Source organism: Pseudomonas kitaguniensis, from assembly GCF_009296165.1.
Lineage (GTDB): Bacteria > Pseudomonadota > Gammaproteobacteria > Pseudomonadales > Pseudomonadaceae > Aquipseudomonas > Aquipseudomonas kitaguniensis.
This window is the reverse complement of sequence record NZ_VUAZ01000115.1, coordinates 1-20,316: the sequence shown is the minus strand read 5'-3', so window position 1 is coordinate 20,316 and position 20,316 is coordinate 1. Positions and strand designations below refer to the sequence as shown.

The 20,316-nt window shown below is 60.4% G+C and carries 16 protein-coding genes and 3 pseudogenes; 8 read left to right on the top strand and 11 right to left on the bottom strand.

What is annotated here, in order from left to right; genetic code table 11:
- Window positions 1-12 precede the first annotated feature (12 nt).
- The gene (locus F0169_RS18925) at window positions 13-477 is read right to left on the bottom strand and encodes a CopD family protein (protein ID WP_152747339.1); all 465 of its coding nucleotides are present in this window, start codon (window positions 475-477) and stop codon (window positions 13-15) included.
- Window positions 478-576: 99 nt separating this feature from the next.
- On the opposite strand from F0169_RS18925, the gene dinG reads away from it, so the two are divergent.
- The 6 genes and pseudogenes from dinG to F0169_RS18895 all read left to right on the top strand — a co-directional run bounded on the left by dinG (window position 577) and on the right by F0169_RS18895 (window position 9,048).
- Window positions 577-2,721, top strand: a complete 2,145-nt coding sequence (gene dinG, locus F0169_RS18920; RefSeq protein ID WP_152747338.1) for an ATP-dependent DNA helicase DinG — start codon at window positions 577-579, stop codon at window positions 2,719-2,721.
- A gap of 98 nt (window positions 2,722-2,819) precedes the next feature.
- Window positions 2,820-5,117 (top strand): beta-galactosidase, encoded by a 2,298-nt coding sequence (locus F0169_RS18915; RefSeq protein ID WP_152747337.1) that lies wholly within the window; start codon window positions 2,820-2,822, stop codon window positions 5,115-5,117.
- 83 nt (window positions 5,118-5,200) lie between these two features.
- A pseudogene (locus tag F0169_RS18910) lies at window positions 5,201-6,344 on the top strand (serine hydrolase domain-containing protein).
- Window positions 6,345-6,488: 144 nt separating this feature from the next.
- Entirely contained in the window at window positions 6,489-7,643 is a 1,155-nt protein-coding gene (locus tag F0169_RS18905) for an OmpA family protein (RefSeq protein ID WP_152747336.1), read from the top strand.
- Window positions 7,644-7,670: 27 nt separating this feature from the next.
- A complete protein-coding gene (pdxH, locus tag F0169_RS18900; RefSeq protein WP_152747335.1) occupies window positions 7,671-8,318 on the top strand; it encodes a pyridoxamine 5'-phosphate oxidase in 648 nt (215 codons plus the stop codon).
- Window positions 8,319-8,583: 265 nt separating this feature from the next.
- Window positions 8,584-9,048, top strand: a complete 465-nt coding sequence (locus F0169_RS18895; protein WP_056857494.1) for an outer membrane lipoprotein — start codon at window positions 8,584-8,586, stop codon at window positions 9,046-9,048.
- A 116-nt stretch (window positions 9,049-9,164) separates the two neighbouring features.
- On the opposite strand, the pseudogene F0169_RS28470 reads toward F0169_RS18895, so the two are convergent.
- From F0169_RS28470 to nhaA, 3 genes and pseudogenes are all read right to left on the bottom strand, one after another.
- Window positions 9,165-10,019, bottom strand: a pseudogene (locus F0169_RS28470) (methyl-accepting chemotaxis protein); the annotation flags it as partial.
- Between the two features lie 3 nt (window positions 10,020-10,022).
- A pseudogene (locus F0169_RS28465) lies at window positions 10,023-10,787 on the bottom strand (MCP four helix bundle domain-containing protein); the annotation flags it as partial.
- Between the two features lie 214 nt (window positions 10,788-11,001).
- The gene (nhaA, locus tag F0169_RS18885; protein ID WP_152747334.1) at window positions 11,002-12,177 is read right to left on the bottom strand and encodes a Na+/H+ antiporter NhaA; all 1,176 of its coding nucleotides are present in this window, start codon (window positions 12,175-12,177) and stop codon (window positions 11,002-11,004) included.
- 217 nt (window positions 12,178-12,394) lie between these two features.
- Between nhaA and F0169_RS18880 the strand changes: the two genes are divergently transcribed.
- Window positions 12,395-13,492 (top strand): PLP-dependent cysteine synthase family protein, encoded by a 1,098-nt coding sequence (locus tag F0169_RS18880; RefSeq protein WP_152747333.1) that lies wholly within the window; start codon window positions 12,395-12,397, stop codon window positions 13,490-13,492.
- 124 nt (window positions 13,493-13,616) lie between these two features.
- On the opposite strand, the gene F0169_RS18875 is transcribed toward F0169_RS18880, so the two are convergent.
- The 3 genes from F0169_RS18875 to F0169_RS18865 all read right to left on the bottom strand — a co-directional run bounded on the left by F0169_RS18875 (window position 13,617) and on the right by F0169_RS18865 (window position 16,705).
- Window positions 13,617-15,230 carry an NAD(P)/FAD-dependent oxidoreductase gene (locus F0169_RS18875; protein ID WP_058412370.1) on the bottom strand — a complete coding sequence of 538 codons (1,614 nt, stop codon included), beginning with the start codon at window positions 15,228-15,230 and terminating at the stop codon, window positions 13,617-13,619.
- A gap of 106 nt (window positions 15,231-15,336) precedes the next feature.
- Complete coding sequence (locus F0169_RS18870; RefSeq protein WP_152747332.1) at window positions 15,337-16,008, bottom strand: COG3650 family protein; 672 nt, start codon at window positions 16,006-16,008, stop codon at window positions 15,337-15,339.
- Window positions 16,009-16,105: 97 nt separating this feature from the next.
- A complete protein-coding gene (locus tag F0169_RS18865) occupies window positions 16,106-16,705 on the bottom strand; it encodes a short chain dehydrogenase (protein ID WP_152747331.1) in 600 nt (199 codons plus the stop codon).
- 105 nt (window positions 16,706-16,810) lie between these two features.
- On the opposite strand from F0169_RS18865, the gene F0169_RS18860 reads away from it, so the two are divergent.
- Window positions 16,811-17,719, top strand: coding sequence for a LysR substrate-binding domain-containing protein (locus F0169_RS18860; protein WP_172979484.1), 909 nt, complete (start codon window positions 16,811-16,813; stop codon window positions 17,717-17,719).
- Here the strand turns inward: F0169_RS18860 and F0169_RS18855 are convergent.
- From F0169_RS18855 to F0169_RS18840, 4 genes are read right to left on the bottom strand one after another with little or no spacing between them, the layout of a single operon-like run.
- Window positions 17,716-18,201 (bottom strand): DoxX family protein, encoded by a 486-nt coding sequence (locus tag F0169_RS18855; RefSeq protein ID WP_152747330.1) that lies wholly within the window; start codon window positions 18,199-18,201, stop codon window positions 17,716-17,718. The genes F0169_RS18860 and F0169_RS18855 overlap by 4 nt on opposite strands.
- The gene (locus tag F0169_RS18850; protein ID WP_152747329.1) at window positions 18,198-18,974 is read right to left on the bottom strand and encodes an HvfC/BufC N-terminal domain-containing protein; all 777 of its coding nucleotides are present in this window, start codon (window positions 18,972-18,974) and stop codon (window positions 18,198-18,200) included. Before F0169_RS18850 ends, F0169_RS18855 begins: the two co-directional genes overlap by 4 nt.
- Complete coding sequence (bufB, locus tag F0169_RS18845; RefSeq protein WP_152747328.1) at window positions 18,971-19,849, bottom strand: MNIO family bufferin maturase; 879 nt, start codon at window positions 19,847-19,849, stop codon at window positions 18,971-18,973. Before bufB ends, F0169_RS18850 begins: the two co-directional genes overlap by 4 nt.
- A gap of 22 nt (window positions 19,850-19,871) precedes the next feature.
- Window positions 19,872-20,180 carry a BufA1 family periplasmic bufferin-type metallophore gene (locus F0169_RS18840; protein WP_172979485.1) on the bottom strand — a complete coding sequence of 103 codons (309 nt, stop codon included), beginning with the start codon at window positions 20,178-20,180 and terminating at the stop codon, window positions 19,872-19,874.
- Between the last annotated feature and the right edge of the window lie 136 nt (window positions 20,181-20,316).

Below are 20,316 nucleotides of genomic sequence, written 5' to 3'. Positions count from 1 at the left end.
AAAAGCGCGCCCTCAGAACATCGGGCGAGCCGAAGCGATCGCCACCACCACCAAGCCGATAATCAGATTAATCCCCACCAGCTTGCGAATCTCCCCCAGCGCAGCCGCGCCCGCCGGCCAGTCTTCAGTCGCCACCGCTGCGCGCAACTGCGGGAACTTCAACGCTTGAATGCGGATAAACAGCGCCGTCATCACCACGTACAAGCCCATCATCACTTGCACATAACGCGGGGCGGTTTCAAACCCGCTGAAACGCAGTTGCAGCAAGCCCACACCGCTGATCGGCAAAACCACCACGGCCACCCACACCCACACAAAAAAACGTTGAAATACATTTGCCCACAACTTTAGCCGGGCAGGGCCCTCAAGTGCCGTCATTGCGGCGGGTCGCAGGATCATCCAGGCGAAAAACATACCGCCCACCCAGATCAGGGCGGCCAATACATGCAGGGTGTAAGCGAGGCTAAACGCGATCATTGTAGTACTCCGTTCTGCGCGGGATTAATTAGCGGGGTATGATAGCGGCCGATCCGAACCACTGAAAATTTATCCAGCGTTTTTTGCGCCCGACTATCCATGATCAGCACTGAACTCAAAACCACGATCCAGGGCGCTTATTCGCGTTTTCTCGAAGCCAAAAGCTTGAAACCGCGCTACGGCCAACGCCTGATGATCGCCGAAGTGGCCAAGGTACTCGGCGATATCGACACCGACGACGAAGGTCGGCGCAGTGGTGACCCCGCGATTGTGGCCGTTGAAGCCGGTACCGGTACCGGTAAAACCGTGGCCTACAGCATTGCCGCGATTCCCACCGCCAAGGCCGCCGGCAAACGCCTGGTGATCGCCACCGCAACCGTCGCCCTGCAAGAACAGATCGTTTACAAAGACCTGCCCGACCTGATGCGCAACAGCGGCCTTAACTTCACCTTCGCCCTGGCCAAGGGCCGAGGCCGTTACATGTGCTTGTCCAAGCTCGACGTATTGCTGCAGGAAGGCCACGCGCAAACCGCCACGGCGTCGCTGTTTGAAGAAGAAGGCTTCAAGATTGAGGTTGATGAAGTCAGCCAGAAGCTCTTCACCAGCATGATCGAGAAACTCGCCGGCAACAAATGGGACGGCGACCGTGACAGTTGGCCCACCGCGCTGGAAGATGCCGACTGGGCGCGCCTGACCACCGATCACAGCCAGTGCACCAACCGGCATTGCCCGAACTTCGGCCAATGCGCCTTCTACAAGGCCCGCGAAGGCATGGGCAAGGTCGACGTGATCGTCACCAACCACGACATGGTCCTGGCCGACCTGGCGTTGGGCGGCGGCGCCGTGCTGCCGGACCCGCGCGACACCTTTTACGTGTTCGACGAAGGGCACCACCTGCCCGACAAGGCCATCGGCCACTTCGCGCATTACACGCGCCTGCGCTCGACCGCCGACTGGCTCGAAACCACCGCCAAGAACCTCACCAAGTTGCTTGCCCAGCATCCGCTGCCTGGCGACCTGGGCAAGCTGATCGAGCAAGTGCCGGAGCTGGCGCGCGAGATCAAGACCCAACAGCAATTCATGTTCAGCGCCTGCGAGCAGGTTGCCGACTTCAGGCCCGGTGAAGACGTTGAAGGCCGTGAGCGGCCACGTCACCGCTTTGTCGGCGGGTTGATCCCCGAGCACATGCGCGAAATGGGCATTGAGCTGAAAAAGGGTTTTTCGCGGTTGACCGACTTGTTCACCCGCCTGACTGACTTGCTCAAGGAAGGCATGGATGGCGAAGTCAATATCGGCATCGCCAGCAACCAGGCCGAAGAATGGTACCCGCTGTTCGGTAGCCTGTTGTCGCGCTCCCAGGGCAACTGGGAGCTATGGACCGCATTTACCGTCGAAGACCCGGAAGACAATCCGCCCATGGCGCGCTGGTTGACCCTGTCGGAAAGTGGCGCACTGTTCGATATCGAGGTCAACGCCAGCCCGATTCTTGCGGCAGAAATGCTCCGTCGCAACCTCTGGAACGTCGCCTACGGCTGCCTGGTTACCTCGGCCACGCTGACTGCGCTGGGCACCTTCGATCGCTTTCGCATGCGTGCCGGCCTGCCGAAAAAAGCCGTTACGGCGGTGGTGCCGAGCCCGTTTCACCACGCCGACGCTGGCGTGCTGCGGGTGCCGGACCTGAAGGCCGACCCACGGGATGCACCGGCGCATACGGCCGCGATCATTCGCGACTTGCCTGCCCTGGTCGAAGGTTCACGCGGCACGCTGGTGCTGTTCTCTTCGCGTAAACAGATGCAGGACGTGTTTGACGGGCTTGACCGCGACTGGCGCAAGCAGGTGTTTATCCAGGGCAACCTGTCCAAGCAGGAAACCCTGAACAAGCATAAGGCGCGGGTTGATGGTGGCGATTCCAGCGTGCTGTTCGGGCTGGCCAGCTTCGCCGAAGGCGTGGACTTGCCCGGTGCTTACTGCGAACACGTGGTGATCGCCAAAATCCCGTTCTCGGTGCCGGATGATCCGGTCGAGGCCGCGCTGGCCGAATGGATCGAAGCGCGTGGCGGCAACCCGTTCATGGAAATCTCGGTGCCGGATGCCTCGTTGAAGCTGGTCCAGGCCTGCGGCCGCTTGCTGCGCACCGAAGAAGACCGCGGCACCATCACCTTGCTCGACCGTCGTTTGGTCACGCAGCGCTATGGCAAAGCTATCCTTAATGCTTTGCCGCCGTTCAGGCGCGAAATATCTTGAGCCAGCGTGGGCGAATTCGCCCACTGCGTGGTCTATCTCACCGCCAACATTTTGTGTCATCAGGCCAGTCATCGGCCGTCAGGGAGAACCTTGTTCGTATGATTCGCACGCTGCCCGCTCTTTTTGCTCTGTTGTTCGCCGCGCCTTTGATGGCCGCGCCCGCCGGGCAACAAACGCTGTTCAACTTCGTCCGGCCTGCCGATGTGGTCAAGGTGGCGACCCAGGACGCCAGCCTGCCGCAATACAATGCCGAACAAACGCCCGAAGGCGAGGTGTTGCGCCGCATCACGTTTAACCCGGCAGCCGAACCGAGCCTGGTGCTCAGCCCGCAGACCGGCGTGTGGGACTGGTCGCAGTCCGGCGCCATGAGCCTGCGTATCCAGAGCGCGATGGACTGGGCGCTGACCCTGTACGTCAAAGTGCAGAGCACGGACGGCAAGACCCTGGTCAGCCGTGTCGACCTGCCGGCAGGCCCGGCGCAGACCCTGCTGATACCGCTGCAAGCCAACTCGCCACTGAGCCAAGGCATGAAGGCCGGCCCGCCGATGCCGATCACGGTGGATGGCCAGCGTGTATTGCTGGCCAGCAGCGACGGGGCAATCGACCGCAGCCAAGTCGCGTCGGTCAGCCTGTCGATGATCAAGCCCAACGCCGCCCAAAGCATCCTGCTGGAACGCTTTGGTGTGCAGGACAGCGAGCCGGTGCTGAAGGCCGCCTATAGCGAACTGGTCGATGCGTATGGCCAATCCACCCGCGCACGCTGGCCGGAAAAAGTCAGCAACGACGAGCAACTCAAGGCCGCAGCGACCAAGGAACAACAGCAGCTCAAGGGCTGGCTGGCTGAGCGCAACAAAGCCTCCCTGGACCAATACGGCGGTTGGAACAAAGGCCCGGCGTTCGACGCCAGCGGGTTTTTCCGCACCGAAAAGCGTGACGGTCGCTGGTACCTGGTAACGCCCGAAGGTCATCCGTTCTATTCCTTGGGCGTCAACACCGTGGCCCCGGACAACAACCAGACCTACGTGGCTGGCCGCGAGTGGATGTTCGGCGCGCTGCCGAAGGCAGGCGAGCCGTTCGACAAGTACTACGGCCGTGGAGATAACCGTGGCGGCAACGGCGCCGATCAAGGCCGGGGCTTTAATGTGGGCCGTTGGTACGATTTTTACGGCGCCAACCTGCAGCGTACGTACGGCACCGAAGGCTTCGACCAAAAGCGCTGGATCACGCACACCCTCGACCGCTTGCAAGCCTGGGGTTTTAATACCGTGGGCAACTGGAGCGACGAAGCGCTGGCCAGTGCCGACCGCGTGCCTTACACCTTGCCGCTGTCGATTGTCGGTGACTACGCCAGCATCAGCACCGGCACCGATTGGTGGGGCGGCATGCCCGACCCGTTCGACCCGCGCTTTGCCATGGCCACCGAACGCGCTGTGGCCATTGCTGCCCGCGATCACCGTGATGACCCGTGGCTGATCGGCTTTTTCGCCGATAACGAGCTGGCGTGGGCTGGCCCCGGCGACGCTGCGAAATCCCGTTACGCGCTGGCCTACGGCACCCTGCGCATGACCACCGACGTACCGGCCAAACGCGCGTTCCTCAAGCAACTTCGCGACAAGTACCGTAACGAAGAAGGCCTGTCAAAAGCCTGGGGCATCCACCTATCCGGTTGGGAGTTGATGGAAGACCCAGGGTTCGAGCCGCCGATGCCAAGCCCTGAGCACCCGGAAATCGAAGCTGACTTCAAATACTTCCAGAAGACCTTCGCCGATGCCTATTTCAAAACCATCTCCGATTCGCTGAAGTGGCACGCGCCGAATCAGTTGCTGCTGGGCGGTCGTTACGCCGTCAGCACCCCGGAAGCGGTGGCGTCCTGTGCGCAATATTGCGATGTGCTGAGCTTCAACATGTACACCCTCAAGCCCCAGGACGGTTATGACTTTGCTGCCTTGCACGCATTGGACAAACCGGTACTGATCACCGAATTCAACTTCGGCTCGGCGGACCGTGGCCCGTTCTGGGGCGGCGTGACCCAGTTGGCCAAGGAAGAAGACCGGGGCGCGGCGTACAGCAACTTCCTCAAGCAGGCCATGGCCGAGCCATCGATTGTCGGCGTGCACTGGTTCCAGTACCTGGACCAGCCGGTAACCGGTCGTCTGCTCGACGGCGAAAACGGTCACTTCGGCCTCGTCGGCATCACCGACGTGCCGTTTCAGGGCTTCGTCGACAGCGTGCGTAAAAGCAACCTGGCAGCGGTCGACCAACTGGGCAAAGACGCGCAAAAAGCCAAGGCTGCCGGCGCTGCGCGTGACAGTGAAGGCAGTAAGGCGGGGCAACAAAGCCAAGGCGCGGGGCCGGGTGCCGGGCATGCCGGCGGGCACTCTGGAAACGGCCATTGATTGATCGTTGACGGGTTCACAAAACCGACAATGACTGGAACAATGTCGGCCACTTTAATAGCGTGTTTTCCAAGGCGGGTCAGGTGCAGATTCAGGGTCATTACGAACTCCAGTTCGAAGCGGTGCGGGAAGCATTCGCCGCCTTGTTCGACGACCCGCAGGAGCGTGGTGCCGGGCTGTGTATCCAGGTCGGCGGGCAAACCGTGGTGGACCTGTGGGCCGCACCGCCGACAAGGACGGTGCCGAGGCCTGGCACAGCGACACAATCGTCAACCTGTTCTCCTGCACCAAGACCTTTACCGCCGTCACCGCCCTGCAATTGGTGGCCGAGGGCAAGTTGCAACTCGACGCCCCGGTCGCCAACTACTGGCCCGAGTTCGCCGCGGCCGGTAAAGAAGCCATCACCCTGCGCCAGTTGCTCTGCCACCAGGCGGGCTTGCCGGCGATCCGCGAGTTGCTGCCGGTTGAAGCCCTGTACGACTGGCAATTGATGGTCGACACCCTGGCGGCCGAAGCCCCGTGGTGGACGCCGGGCCAGGGCCATGGCTACGAGGCCATCACCTACGGCTGGCTGGTTGGCGAGCTACTGCGCGCGCCGACGGGCGCGGGCCGGGTGAGTCGATCGTGGCGCGGGTTGCGCGCCCGTTGGGGCTGGACTTCCATGTGGGCCTGGCGGACGCAGAGTTTTACCGTGTTGCGCATATAGCGCGCAGCAAAGGCAATAAAGGCGATGAAGCCGCTCAACGCTTGTTGCAAGTTATGATGCGTGAACCGGCGGCCATGACCACGCGTGCATTTGCCAACCCTCCGTCAATTCTGACCAGCACTAATAAGCCCGAATGGCGGCGCATGCAGCAGCCAGCGGCAAATGGTCACGGTAATGCGCGCAGCCTGGCGGGTTTTTATAGCGGGTTGTTGGACGGTAGTTTGCTGGAAAGCGACATGCTCGAACAATTGACACGCGAACACAGTATCGGCCCGGATAAAACCTTATTGACCCAAACCCGTTTTGGCTTGGGCTGCATGTTGGATCAGGCGCAACTGCCGAATGCTACTTTCGGCCTTGGCCCGCGTGCGTTTGGGCATCCTGGTGCGGGCGGTTCGGTGGGGTTTGCCGACCCGGAACATGATGTAGCGTTCGGTTTCGTGACTAATACACTCGGGCCTTACGTACTTATGGACCCGCGTGCACAGAAGTTGGTCAGAATATTGGCCGGTTGTCTGTAAAGAGCTTGCTGTTTCACGTTTTTTTGTTACAAAGGCAAGTATAAGAAAGGCGCTGAACGAAATGGGGTTACTTTAATGTTCTGTAAGCGTCTGTTTAACGGGTCATCGAGACCCCCTGGTTTTTTCTCATTGTGTGGATACCTCATGTTATCGAACAAGTCCTTGGCACTGGCGCTGTGCCTAACGATTACTGGCTGCGCACAAACACCACAAAATGATGCCGAAGGAGGGCATTGGTGGTCATTTGGATCTGACAAGGCCGCTACCAAGGACGCAGTGACCCAAACCGACGTTAAGCCGGATGCCAAACCAGCCGCTGGCGCCAAGCCTGCCGCGCCAGTTGCCGCCGCTGCTCCAGCGCCTGCTCCGGTCGCCAAGGCTGACACCGGCTTCAACTGGTGGCCTTTCTCCACCAAGACTGCCGATGAAAAAGCCGCTGACGCCAAGGCCGACCTGAAAGCCGACCTCAAGGCCGCCACCCCGGCGTCGTCTGCAGACGCTGCCCCGGCTGTTGCCAAGACCGACACCGAGGCCAAATGGTGGTGGCCGTTCGAAAGCAAGCCAAAGCCATTGGCCAAGGTCGACGTGACCAACGTGCAGATGCCTGACCCGAAAATCACTCAGGCTTGGCTGGACGACTACGAGCCGCGCCTGCGTGACGCCATCAAGGACAGCAACCTGCAATTGGAGCGTCGCGAAAACGTACTGGTCGTGATCGCTCCGGTTGACGGCTCGTACAACCCGAAACGCCCGGCGATGCTGTTGCCAGTGACCCTCGGCCCGTTCACCCGTGTTGCCAAAGCGGTTGAAGGTGACCCTAAGACCGCCGTGCTGGTACTCGGCCACGTCGACACCAACGGTGCCGAGCCTGTTAGCCAGGCGCTGACCCGCGAGCGTGCGCAGTCCATCGCTTCGATTTTCAGCCTCAGCGGCTTGAAGCAGGATCGCCTGATGATGCGCGGCATGGGTGACCTGATGCCACGGGCTGCCAACGACAGCACCCAAGGCCGTGCGCTGAACCGTCGCATGGAAATCATGTTCACTCAGCGCACCACCATGCTGGCCTTGCTGAGCAAGTACAACTCGGGCAAACCACCGGTTGCCGACATGGTCGCAGTGCAAGCTGCACCAGCACCGGTAGCAGCGCCTGCGGCGAAAAAAGCGGTGCCGGCTAAAAAGGCCCCGGCCAAGAAAGTCGCCGCCAAGCCAGTGGCCAAAAAAGCCGCTGCCAAGCCTGCGGCGAAGAAACCTGCGCCGAAGGCCGATGCGCCAGCCTCCAACGACCAGGCGAAAAACTGATCCGTTGAAACACAAGGATAAAGCCGCATGACCCAGGCACTGGCCGATATGCGCCGTGACTACACACGGGACGGTTTGAGCGAGGCGCAGGCCCCGAGCGAGCCGTTTGCGTTGTTCCACCAATGGTTCGGCGATGCGGTGAAAACCGAGCAGCCACCGGTGGAGGCCAATGCCATGACCCTGGCCACGGTCGACCAGGACGGTCGCCCGCACTGCCGCATCTTGCTGCTTAAAGGCCTGGATGCGCAGGGCTTTACCTTCTTCACCAACTATCAGAGCGCCAAGGGCGAACAGCTCGCGGCGCAGCCTTACGCGGCCATGACCTTCTTCTGGCCAACCTTGGAGCGCCAGGTGCGCATCGAAGGGCGTGTGGTCAAGGTCACACCGCAAGAGTCGGATGCTTATTATCAGGTTCGACCTTTGGGCAGCCGTCTGGGGGCCTGGGCATCACCGCAGAGCCAGGTCATTCGTGACCGCGAAGAACTGCAGGACTTGCTCAAGGCCACCGAGCAGCGTTTCAGCGATACCCAGCCCGATTGCCCGGAGTATTGGGGTGGCTATCGCCTGTTGCCCGAGCGCATCGAGTTTTGGCAAGGCCGCGCCAGCCGCCTGCATGACCGCCTGAATTACCGTCTGCAAGCGCACGAATGGATTCGCGAGCGCCTGGCGCCCTGAGCGCGACCTTTCATCACCCCGCCTGAATGTTGCCCGCCACACCGAAGTCTTTGTGCAAGAGGCTTTGGGCGTGTGCGGCTGCGCGACTACAATACTCAACAGACCCGTGACATTCATTGAAACAAGGTGAATGTCACCGTTTGTCGATTTTTCTGGTGCTGACAGTCTGTACTAAGGCTGAATGAAAGCAATTTTCTGACGTGCTTGCCGTGACAGGCGCCAAGCTGCGGCGTCTAATGAATACCTGTCCTTTGGAGTTGATGCTATGCGTAAGTCCGTTTTACTAGTTGCCTGCTTTACCACCCTGTCGTTGCTGCTGGGTGGCTGCGCCTCGAGTCTGACCGGCGACTCGTACTCCCGAGACGAGGCGCGTCGTGTACAGACCGTTCGCATGGGGACCATTGAGTCCTTGCGCCCGGTGAAAATCGAAGGCACCAAGACCCCAATCGGCGGCGCCGCAGGTGCAGTCATTGGCGGCGTTGGCGGCAGTGCCATCGGCGGCGGTCGAGGCAGTATTGTGACCGCAGTGATCGGCGCAGTAGCCGGTGGCTTGCTGGGTTCGGCGACCGAAGAAGGCCTGACCCGTACCCAAGGCGTGGAAATCACCGTTCGCGAAGACGACGGCAGCATGCGCGCTTACGTTCAGGCGGTTGAAGAGAACGAAATCTTCCGCATCGGCGACCGTGTCCGCATCATGACCGTCAACGGTACCAGCCGCGTTACGCGCTAAGCGTCAGGTGTAGAAGTACAAAACCCCAACCGGGTGACCGGTTGGGGTTTTTTGGTTTCAGGCGCCGGGGTTGCTCATCCCAGCGTAAGCAAGCCCCCTCGCCACAGGTGGGTGGCTCAAATCTGAAAGTGTTTGACCATCGTATTCAATTCATGGGCCAGGCTGGCCAGTGATTGCGAGGCGGCAGTGGTTTGAGTCGAGCCTTCGGCAGACTGAATCGACAACTGCTGAATATTCAGCAAATTGCGATCGACCGCCCGAGCTACGTCGGCCTGCTCGGCTGCCGCGGTGGTAATCATCAGGTTGCGCTCGTTGATCTCATTGTTGGCCGCCAGAATATCCGCCAGTGCCTGCTGTGCCAGCTCGGCCAGCGCCAGGGTTTGCTGGGTCATGGCGGTGCTGTCGAGCATGGTATGCACGGTGCTGGCAGTGTTGGTCTGAATGCTGCCGATCATGTGTTCGATTTCCTGGGTGGATTGCGCAGTACGGTGGGCCAGCGCGCGAACTTCATCGGCAACCACCGCAAAACCACGGCCAGCTTCACCGGCGCGGGCGGCTTCGATGGCCGCGTTCAGCGCGAGCAGGTTGGTTTGCTCGGCAATGGTGCGGATCACATCAAGCACTTTGCCGATGCCCTTGGCCTGTTCGGCGAGGCCGCCCACTTGCCCGGAGCTGACTTCAACGCCACGGGTCAACGCCTGGATGGCGTTCAGCGCCTCGACCATGCGTTGCTGGCCCTTCAAGGCGATGCTTCGCGACTCTTGGGAGAGGTCGGAGGTAGACGCCGCATTCCTTGCGACTTCTTCAATCGCGGTGGTCATCTCGGTGACGGCTGTGGCCGCCTGCTCGATTTCCCCATGTTGTTGTTGCAGGTCGCGGCTGCCTTCGGCCGTCACGGCATTCAGTTCTTCAGCCGCCGCTGCCAGTTGGCTGGATGAGCCGGTTATTTGCCGCAGGGTCTGCACCAGGTTGTTACGCATGATCTCCTGGGCTTTGAGCAGGCGCGTGGCCTCGTCGTTGCCGTTTGGATTGATCGGCTGGGTCAGATCGCCCTTGGCGATGGTTTCGGCAACATGTACTGCTTCAATGATCGGGCCGGTAATGCTGCGGGTCAGCAGCCAGGCAACCAGAATTGTGCCGCCACTCACCAACAGGATGACGATGCTAATGCCGGTTACCGCATGTTGATAAGCGCTTACGGAGGTCTGGCCGGCCTGTTCAGCACCTTTGTTGGCGAGGTCTATCAGTTGATCGAAGTTCTTGGTCATCTGCTCATAACTTTCTCGAATGCTGTTAAGAAAGTCGCGAGCGCTGGCCTTATCGCCCGAGCGCGAGCGTTTGAGCATCTCGGTATGGTTCTTCGCGTACGCATCCAGGCTCTGATTGAAAACATCCAGCTTGGCTTTTTCATCCGCGTTGCGCAGCAGGGCTGCGTATTGCGTGAGCTGCTCCTTGACGCTTTTCAGGCGGCCTGCGGATTTGTCTTCGTAGGTTTGCATGTCGGCGTCGCTTGACGACAGGATGTGCGCCATTTCGCCCAAGCGAAAACGGTCAAGCGACGCATTCGCCAAGGCCAGGATCCTGACGCGCTGCATCCAGTTGTTTTGAATGTCGGCTGCCTGCGACTGGACTTCACCAATCTGCTTGAGCGCAAACAGGCCGAGAAACACACTCAGTGACGCAATGGCGGCGAAGGCGATGAAGGCTCTGGCAGCGATTCTTATATTTCTCAGGAACATGGGGTTGTCGCTCGGGCTGGGTACGCGTTGATGAGCCGTGTCGGCGGGTGTTTCAGGCGGCATTCACGTCGCCACATCACCCGCCACACCAGCTAGTCGGCGGCAAGCTGAAAGTCTTTAGGCACGCGCGGGCGGAATGTCGACTTAATCTCTGTGGCGCAAAAGAAAACCCCAGACGGGTGACCGGCTGGGGTTTTTTGGGTGTTTCAGAGGGCTAGGCTTTTTTGCGACTCGCCATCGCGGTCACCGCGTAGCCGATACAGGCGGCCAGGATCGACCCGGTCAAAATCCCCATTCGGTCTTCGCCTGCGAATTCACTGGCACCCGGCACAAACGCCAGCGAGCCGACGAACAAGCTCATGGTGAAGCCGATACCGCACAGGATAGCCACACCGAACACTTGGCCCCAGTTGGCGCCGCTGGGCAGCGCGGAGAGGCCGGTTTTCACGGCAAGCCAGGTGAGGCCGAACACGCCGATGGTTTTGCCGATCAGCAACCCGGCGGCGATACCCATCGGCACATGGTGAGTGAAGCTCTCCAGGCTCACGCCCGTGAGCGACACGCCGGCGTTGGCGAAGGCGAACAGCGGCAGAATGGCGTACGCCACCCACGGGTGCAGCGCGTGTTCCAGCGTGAGCAGCGGCGAAGGCTCGGCGTTTTTAGTGCCCATCGGGATGCAAAACGCCAGGGTCACGCCGGCCAGCGTCGCGTGTACACCACTTTTGAGCACGCACACCCACAGGATCAGGCCGATGATCAGGTACGGCCCCAGTTTGATCACGCCCAGGCGGTTCATCGCGATCAAGGCAATCAAGCAAGCGCCGGCGCCTGCCAGCGCGGCGCCGGAGAGGTCGGCGGAATAGAACACGGCGATGACGATGATCGCGCCCAAGTCATCAATAATCGCCAGGGTCATCAGGAACAGTTTCAGCGACACCGGCACGCGCTTGCCCAGCAAGGCCAATACGCCCAGCGCAAAGGCAATGTCGGTGGCCATTGGAATCGCCCAGCCTGCGAGCGCGGCGGGGTAATCCTTGTTGATCGCCCAGTAAATCAGTGCAGGCACGACCATGCCGCCAATCGCCGCGGCACCGGGCAACACCACTTGTGACGGCTTGGACAGGTGGCCGTCAAGCAGCTCGCGCTTGACCTCAAGACCTATCAGCAGGAAAAACAGGGCCATCAGGCCGTCGTTGATCCACAGCAGTGCAGGCTTGGCGATTTGCAGCGCGCCCACTTGCGCGACCACGGGCACCTCAAGAAAGGCGTTATAGAGGTGCGACAGCGGTGAGTTGTTGATGATCAGCGCCAACGCGGCAGCGGCAATCAACAGCAGACCACTGGCGGCCTCCAGCTGGAAGAAACGGGTGAAAGTGCTACGCAGAGGCAAGGGATGCTCTCCAATCCGAGTTCAATAGGGGCGTACCCTAACCCGTACGGTTAGTTGTTAAAACAAAAGTTATATTCTTATTTGTTATAAGCGCAGGGCAGGCGCTGTGTTGCGTTAACGCCCGGCAATTGTGTGTCCAATTGAGTGGTTACTGTATCTGTGTGCAGTGTAGGAAACGCCCTAAAATTGGGGCTGAAATCTTCAGAGACGCACCTTCATGAACGACCACCGTACCTGGGCCCGCGAAGCCATTCGCATTATCGAAGCGGATTTTCAGCGCAGCGCCGACACGCACCTGATCCCTTTGCCATTGCCGGGGTTGCCGGGTATCGAGTTGTACTTCAAGGACGAGTCCAGCCACCCCACCGGCAGCTTGAAACATCGGCTGGCGCGTTCGCTGTTCCTGTACGCGCTGTGCAATGGTTGGCTCAAGCCAGGTGCCCCGGTGATAGAGGCGTCCAGCGGTTCGACGGCGATTTCCGAAGCGTATTTTGCGCGCTTGCTCGGCCTGCCGTTTATCGCGGTAATGCCCGCCAGCACTTCCCAGGCAAAGATCGCGCAGATCGCCTTTTATGGTGGCAAGAGCCATCTGGTGAAAGACCCGACGCAGATTTACGCCGAGTCCGAACGGTTGGCGCAGGAAAGTGGCGGACATTTCATGGACCAATTTACCTACGCCGAGCGGGCGACAGATTGGCGGGCGAACAACAACATCGCCGAGTCGATCTTCCAGCAGATGCGCTTTGAACATTACCCGGAGCCGAGCTGGTTGATTTCCAGCCCCGGCACCGGCGGCACCACCGCGACACTCGGGCGTTACGTGCGTTATCGCCAACATTGCACCCGCGTGCTGTGTGCCGATGCCGAGCGCTCGGTGTTCTTCGACTTTTACCAGAGTGGTGACGCCAGCCTGCGTCTGGATTGCGGCTCGCGTATCGAAGGTATCGGTCGGCCACGGGTTGAGGCGTCGTTTTTGCCCAAGGTGATAGATGCGATGGTCAAGGTGCCGGATGCACTGTCGTTGGCGGCGATGCACTATTTGGCTGAGCGTCTGGGGCGGCGGGTTGGCGGGTCCAGTGGGACGAACTTGATTGGCGCGCTGGTGGCGGCGCAGCAGATGAAAGCGGCGGGTGAGTCGGGTTCGATCGTGGCGATTTTGTGTGACGGTGGGGAGCGGTATGCCACTACCTATTATGATCAGGCCTGGTTGCTGGGGCAGGGGTATGAGCTGGGCGGCTTGATTGCGGCTGTCGCTGCGTGTATGGAGCGCGGCGAGCCGCTGCCGGAGACGGTGCAGCGGGCGAATATCCAATAGCTCCCACACCCGCCAACACTGTGGGAGCGGGCTTGCTCGCGATTGCGGTGTGTCAGATAAATATTTTTCAACTGACACACCGCAATCGGGAGCAAGCCCCCTCCCACAGTGAGCAAGGTGGCGATTAAGCCTCAATACCCAACATGCTGCGCGCCAACGCTTCGGCAATCCGAATCCCGTCAACCCCCGCCGACAGAATCCCACCGGCATAACCTGCGCCTTCACCGGCCGGGAACAGGCCTTTGACGTTCAAGCTCTGCATCGACTGGTCACGGGTAATGCGCAAGGGCGAAGAGGTGCGGGTTTCGATACCCGTGAGCACCGCATCGTACAGCGAGTAGCCTTTGATCTGCTTCTCGAACGCCGGCAGCGCTTCACGAATCGCTTCAATGGCAAAGTCCGGCAACGCCAGCGCCAAGTCGCCTAACGCCACACCGGGCTTATAGGACGGCTGCACACTGCCGATGGCGGTGGACGGCTTGCCCGCGATGAAATCACCCACCAGTTGCGCCGGTGCCTCGTAGTTGCTGCCGCCGAGGATGTAAGCGTGGGACTCCAGGCGTTCCTGCAACTCGATACCCGCCAACGGGCCGCCGGGGTAATCGACCTCGGGTGTGATGCCGACCACGATGCCGGAGTTGGCATTGCGCTCGTTACGCGAGTACTGGCTCATGCCGTTGGTGACGACGCGGTTCGGCTCGGACGTCGCGGCCACCACCGTGCCGCCTGGGCACATGCAGAAGCTGTAGACCGACCGGCCGTTCTTCGCGTGGTGCACCAGTTTGTAGTCGGCAGCCCCGAGTTTCGGGTGCCCGGCGTATTTGCCCAGGCGCGCGGCGTCGATCAGCGACTGTGGGTGTTCAATGCGGAAACCCACCGAGAACGGCTTGGCCTCCATGTACACGCCACGGCCGTGCAACATGCGGAACGTGTCGCGGGCGCTGTGGCCCAGCGCGAGGATCACGTGCCGGGAGAGAATCTGTTCGCCGCCATCCACCACCACGCCGTTCAGCTGACCGTCTTCGATCAGCACGTCGGTGACGCGCTGTTCAAAACGCACTTCACCGCCGAGTGCGATGATTTGCTGACGCATGTTTTCGACCACGCCGGTCAGGCGGAACGTACCGATGTGCGGCTTGCTGACGTAAAGAATTTCTTCCGGAGCGCCGGCCTTGACGAATTCGTGCAGCACTTTGCGACCGTGGAATTTCGAGTCTTTGATCTGGCTGTAAAGCTTGCCGTCGGAGAACGTTCCGGCGCCGCCTTCACCGAACTGTACGTTGGACTCGGGGTTGAGCACATTTTTGCGCCACAGGCCCCACGTGTCCTTGGTGCGCTGGCGCACTTCGCGACCACGCTCCAGGATGATCGGCTTGAAGCCCATCTGCGCAAGCAACAGGCCGGCGAAAATGCCGCACGGCCCAAAACCGACCACAACAGGGCGCTCGGTCAGGCCTTCAGGCGCATGGCCGACTACTTTGTAGCTGACATCCGGTGACGGGTTGATGTTGCGGTCATCGGCGAACTTGCGCAGCAGGTCAGCTTCGCCCTTTACGTTCAGGTCGACGGTGTAGATGAAGCACAGCTCCGACGATTTTTTGCGGGCGTCGTAGCTGCGTTTGAACAGGGTGAAATCGAGCAGGTCATCACTGGCGACGCCCAGGCGCTGCACGATGGCAGGCCGCAGGTCTTCTTCGGGATGGTCGATGGGCAGCTTGAGTTCGGTGATTCGTAACATGACGGGATCCGGTAGGCGGCGGACAAAGAGGCCGGCTGTTTTGCAAACCGGCGATTATAAGCCCCAATCACCGGTTTTCGTCATGTTAAAACAGCGCAGGGCTGAATCAGTCGTCGCGCGAACCACCAAACGCCGCACAACCGCGTTGTACCTCGCCGTTAACGCGCAACTCGGCGGTCATGTGTTGCAAGCTGCCGCTGACGCTATCAATGCAGCGCTGCGGGGCCACCCACAATTCGATGTGCTGGTTGTTGGCTTCGGTCATCAGGTTGAACCGGCCGTCACCCAATTGTTCTTCGACAAAAGGCACTGCCAGCGGCGGCTGGCCTTCGCGCTCCAACACCATGCCTTTGGCGGTGACGTTCATCGCCCACGCCGGCTTATTGCCGTTGGCCCGCAGGACCATGCGCTTGAAGTCCGGGTCGTTGCAGGCTGAAGTCGAGCGTTGCATGCGATACACCTGTTGCAGGTCAAGCGAACCCTGAGTGCCGCTGGCGACCCCGGAGAACTTGCCGCGCACGTCGGCAAACAGCGCGCCTTGCTGGCCGGCCAGCGAAGCGGCTTCCGGCAGGATGCTGGTGCCGCCGCTGTCGTTGACCACGTAGTTGCGTGTGTCGTTACACGGCTGGAACAACAGTTGGCCGCCCACCGTGGTCAGTTCACCCTGCATACGGGTCATGCCGACGGTCGACGGCTTGGCCGGCTCGCTCTCGAACAGTTGGCAAGCGGCGAACAGGGGGAGCAGGGCAAACAGAGCGAGGGTACGGGCGGCACGCATTTATCGGGTCTCCAAACAAGTGCCGCCACGTTACGCAGGCTGACGCTGCATCACAAGTCCGGTGCCTGGGTTCAGGCAATTCTTACAGACGCTATAGTCAACCTACGATAAAGGTTTGGCCGCTCTGTAAGCCCTCTACACTTTTCGCGTAGGCCAGTGCCACGTCGGCACCCGCCGCCGGTTTGAAGCCGCGAAAATACGGCGCGTAGCTGCCCATGGCTTCCAGCAGCACGGTCGGGCTTACAGCGTTGATGCGCAAACCGCGTGGCAATTCGATTGCCGCCGCCTTGACGAATGCGTCAATCGCGCCATTCACCAGTGCCGCCGAGGCGCCTGTACGAATCGGGTCGCGGTTGAGAATGCCGCTGGTGAAGGTGAACGAGGCGCCGTCGTTGGCGTATTCACGGCCGATCAGCAGCAGGTTGACCTGGCCCATCAGCTTGTCACGCAGGCCCAGTTCAAAATCGCTTTCGCTCATGTCACCCAGCGCTACAAAATTCACATTGCCTGCCGCGCAGACCAGGGCATCGAATTTGCCGGTCTGCTCGAACAGTGTGCGGATCGAGGCGCTGTCACTGATATTTACCCGGAAGTCGCCGCTGTTGCGACCGACGCTGATCACCTCGTGACGCTGCGCCAGTTCTGCCTTGACCGCCGAGCCCACCGTGCCGCTGGCGCCAATCAATAGAATTTTCATCGCGCTGTTCCTTCGGGGGAATAAGTGAAGGTTCAGTGTAGGTTGGCTTTTTAGAGGGATAAACGTGCTAATAGGCAACCTTTGGTTTTCAAATGGAAACAATCCGTGAGCGAGATGGATGATTTTGCGGCCTTTGCCGTATTGGTCGAAGCCGGTAGTTTTACCCTGGCCGCCGAGCAACTGGGGTGCAGCAAGGGCCAGTTGTCCAAGCGCATCAGCCAGTTGGAAGCGCAGTTTGGCGTGGTGTTGCTGCACCGCACCACGCGCAAACTCAGCCTCACCGCCGCCGGTACGGCGTTGTTGCCCCAGGCTCAGGCGCTGGTAGTAGACGTGGAACGTGCCCGTCAGGCATTGGCGCGGCTCAAGGACGACGTGACCGGGCCGGTGCGTATGACGGTTCCGGTGTCACTGGGCGAAACCTTCTTCGATGGCTTGCTAATGGAGTTTTCCAAGCAGTACCCGCAGGTACAGATCGAGTTGGAATTGAACAACAACTACCGCGATCTGGCGCGCGATGGTTTTGATTTGGGCGTGCGCATGGGGGCTCTCGACACTCAGCGCCTGGTGGCCAAGCCATTGCTGGCCTGGCACGAGATGACCTGCGCAAGCCCGGCCTACCTTGAGCAACATGGCCAGCCGCTGACGCCGGCGGATCTGGCGAAGCATACCTGCCTGCTCAACAGCCACTACAGCGGGCGCGAAGAATGGCTGTATCACCAGCAACATGAGCTGCTGCGCGTGCGGGTCAGCGGCACGTTCGCCTCCAACCACTACAGTCTGTTGAAAAAGGCCGCGCTGTCAGGGGCTGGTATCGCTCGTCTGCCGTCCTACCTGTTACACGCAGAACTGGCTGACGGCCGATTGCGTTGGCTCCTGCGCGATTACCAGACCAGAAGTATGCCGATGTACCTGGTTCACCCGTACCAAGGGGGCTTGCCGCGCCGTACACAGGTGCTTGCTGATTACCTGGTGGGCTGGTTCAAGCGCAGCGGCGAAACCCTGGACCGTCTTTAACCGTGGCGACGCGCAATCAGGTGGTCGATGGACAGGCGGCCGGGGCCTTTGGCGACCAACAGCAGCAGCAAGGCGATCCAGGTGACGTGGGTCGGGTAAGCGTCCGGGTAAACGAACAACTGAATGACCAGGGTCATGCCGATCAGGGCCAGGGCCGAGAAGCGTGTGGCAAAGCCCACCAGGATCAGCACCGGGAAAAAATGTTCGGCGAACGTCGCTAGATGTGCGGCCACTTCGGGTGACAGCAACGGCACCTGATATTCACTGCGAAACAGCGGCAGTGTCGAGGCGGCAAGGCGCGGCTCGCCCCATTGGAACGTGCCGCTGATCACGTCTATGGCAAAGCCTTCGACCTTGGTCTGCCCTGATTTCCAGAACACCGCGGCTATCGAGAAGCGTGCGAGAAAGGCGATCAGGCTGTAGGGGATGTTCTCAAACAGTGCGATGGCCTGTTTTATCAGGCATGAAGGTGATGCGTTCATGGCGATTCCTTTTGTTCTAAGTGCATATGGGTGATGGCGTCGTGGCTTATCAGCAGTGTCAGGCATTGATGCAGGTCGAATTCGGCCGAGGCTTCAAGGGCATGCGCCAGGGCCGTCGTCAGTGGTGTGCCGTGGTTCAGGCTGTCGATAAACGCGCCTGAACCGCTGTCGATGGAAAACACCTTGACCGCCAGGCCTTGGCGCAGCACCAGCGCACTTTGTGCGTGCCACGGGTTCAAGCTGGCCATGGCGCCCGCGCCCTGGTGCGCAGCCCAAACAGCCACCACCGCAAACGCGGAATTCAAGGTGGCAAGAGAGGGGTGCAGTTGCAGGCGTAATTGCCCCATGTCCGTTTGACCCTGCAGTGCCAATAGCACGGCCTGCTGGTCCAGCGGCTGGGTGTCTGCTGCGTGATAGGCGCGCACTCGCAGGCGCTCAAGCCGCGCGACATCGGCCAGGTAAGGTACGCTGGCAGCCGGTTCGAAGCCCTGGATGAAGTTGGCAAAGGTGCTGGCGTACTCACTCATCAGCGGGCTGGTGGGCGGGTTTGTCTGCACGTAGACGCCGGCCATGGCGCGAAAAAACGCGTCGCCGACTAATTGCAGCGTCACCGGGAACGCTGCCACCAGCGCATTGATCAACGCGCTGTGCACATTGTTGCGGTACACCGCAAAACGGCTGGCCGGGTCAGCGCCGTTTTGGCTGAACAGGCCATCGGGGCACGCTTGGTCAGGTGCGAGCAAGGCAGTGGCAAACGCAGCGTGATGGTTCATGAGTTGACCTGCGACAGATACCGATCGGCCTGTTCGGCTTCGGCTTGCAGCACCTTGAACGCAGGCACGTGGTTATCCCGTTCGATCAAGGTTGCCAACGGGCCGGTGCGCGCCAAAACCGCTTGGTACAACTGCCACACGGCCTTATCGATGGGCGCGCCGTGGTCATCAATCAGCAGGCGATCGCCCAGGCTGTCGGTGTCTTCGGCAAAACCTGCCAGGTGAATCTCACCCACGGCATGCAACGGCAGCGCATCGATGTAGGCCAGTGGCTCGCGCTGGTGGTTGATGCACGACACGTAGACATTGTTGACGTCCAACAGCAGGCCGCAGCCGGTGCGGCGAATGATCTCGCTGATAAAGTCCGCCTCGTCCAGCGTGGAGCGGTGGAACTGCAAGTAGGTCGAGGGGTTTTCAAGCAGCATTGGCCGCTTGAGGGTGCTTTGTACGTGGTCAATGTGTTCGCACACCCGGTTCAGGGTGGCGGCATCGTAGGCCACAGGCAGTAAGTCATTGAGAAACACCGGGCCATGGCTGGACCAGGCCAGGTGTTCGGAAAAGGACTGGGGTTGATAGCGTTCGATCAGCCTGGCCAACCGTGCCAGGTGCTCACGGTTGAGCGGGCCTTCGCCACCGATGGACAGGCCCACGCCGTGCAGCGATAGCGGGTACTGCTCGCGGATCAAACCCAGGTAGTGATGAAAAGGGCCGCCGGCGACCATGTAGTTTTCGGCGTGCACTTCAAAAAAACCAATGTTGGGCGAGGCATCGAGCACTTCAACAAAGTGCTCGTTTTTGAGCCCCAACCCGGCTCTGTGGGGGAGGCAGGGCACCTGAGCCCGTGAGACCGTAGGTGAGCGTGATAGCGTCATCATCGTTACTCAGGCGAAGGCGGTATCAGGACTTGGCGCTGAAGGCCGCTTCTTGGCCGAAACCAGTCGGCGAGGTGGTGCTTGGGGTTTGCAGGCAAGTACCGGCCGGAACCAGTTTCCAGGCGTTGGCTTGATCTTTGGTTTTCGAGCTGCCGGCGCAGGAAGTACCGGCACCTGCGGCGCAATCGTTTTTGCCGGCTTCAGCGATACCGAAGCATTTTTGCATGTCGTCGGCCGCGTGAGCCGTGGTGGTCAGGGCAGACAGGCTCAAGGCGGTGCCCAGGGCCAGAACGAGGGTAGCGGCGGACAGCGAACGGGTTTTAGTGGTCGTGATGTAGCTCCAGCAGTGGTTTGGGTAGCGGGCTTGAGTGCCCGCTTACACCACTAGAGGCAGCAGCGAGATTTTCGTTACAAGGGCGGTCGAAAAAACTTTAAACACCATCAAATTTTTTTGCTTTTCTGTGGGAGCG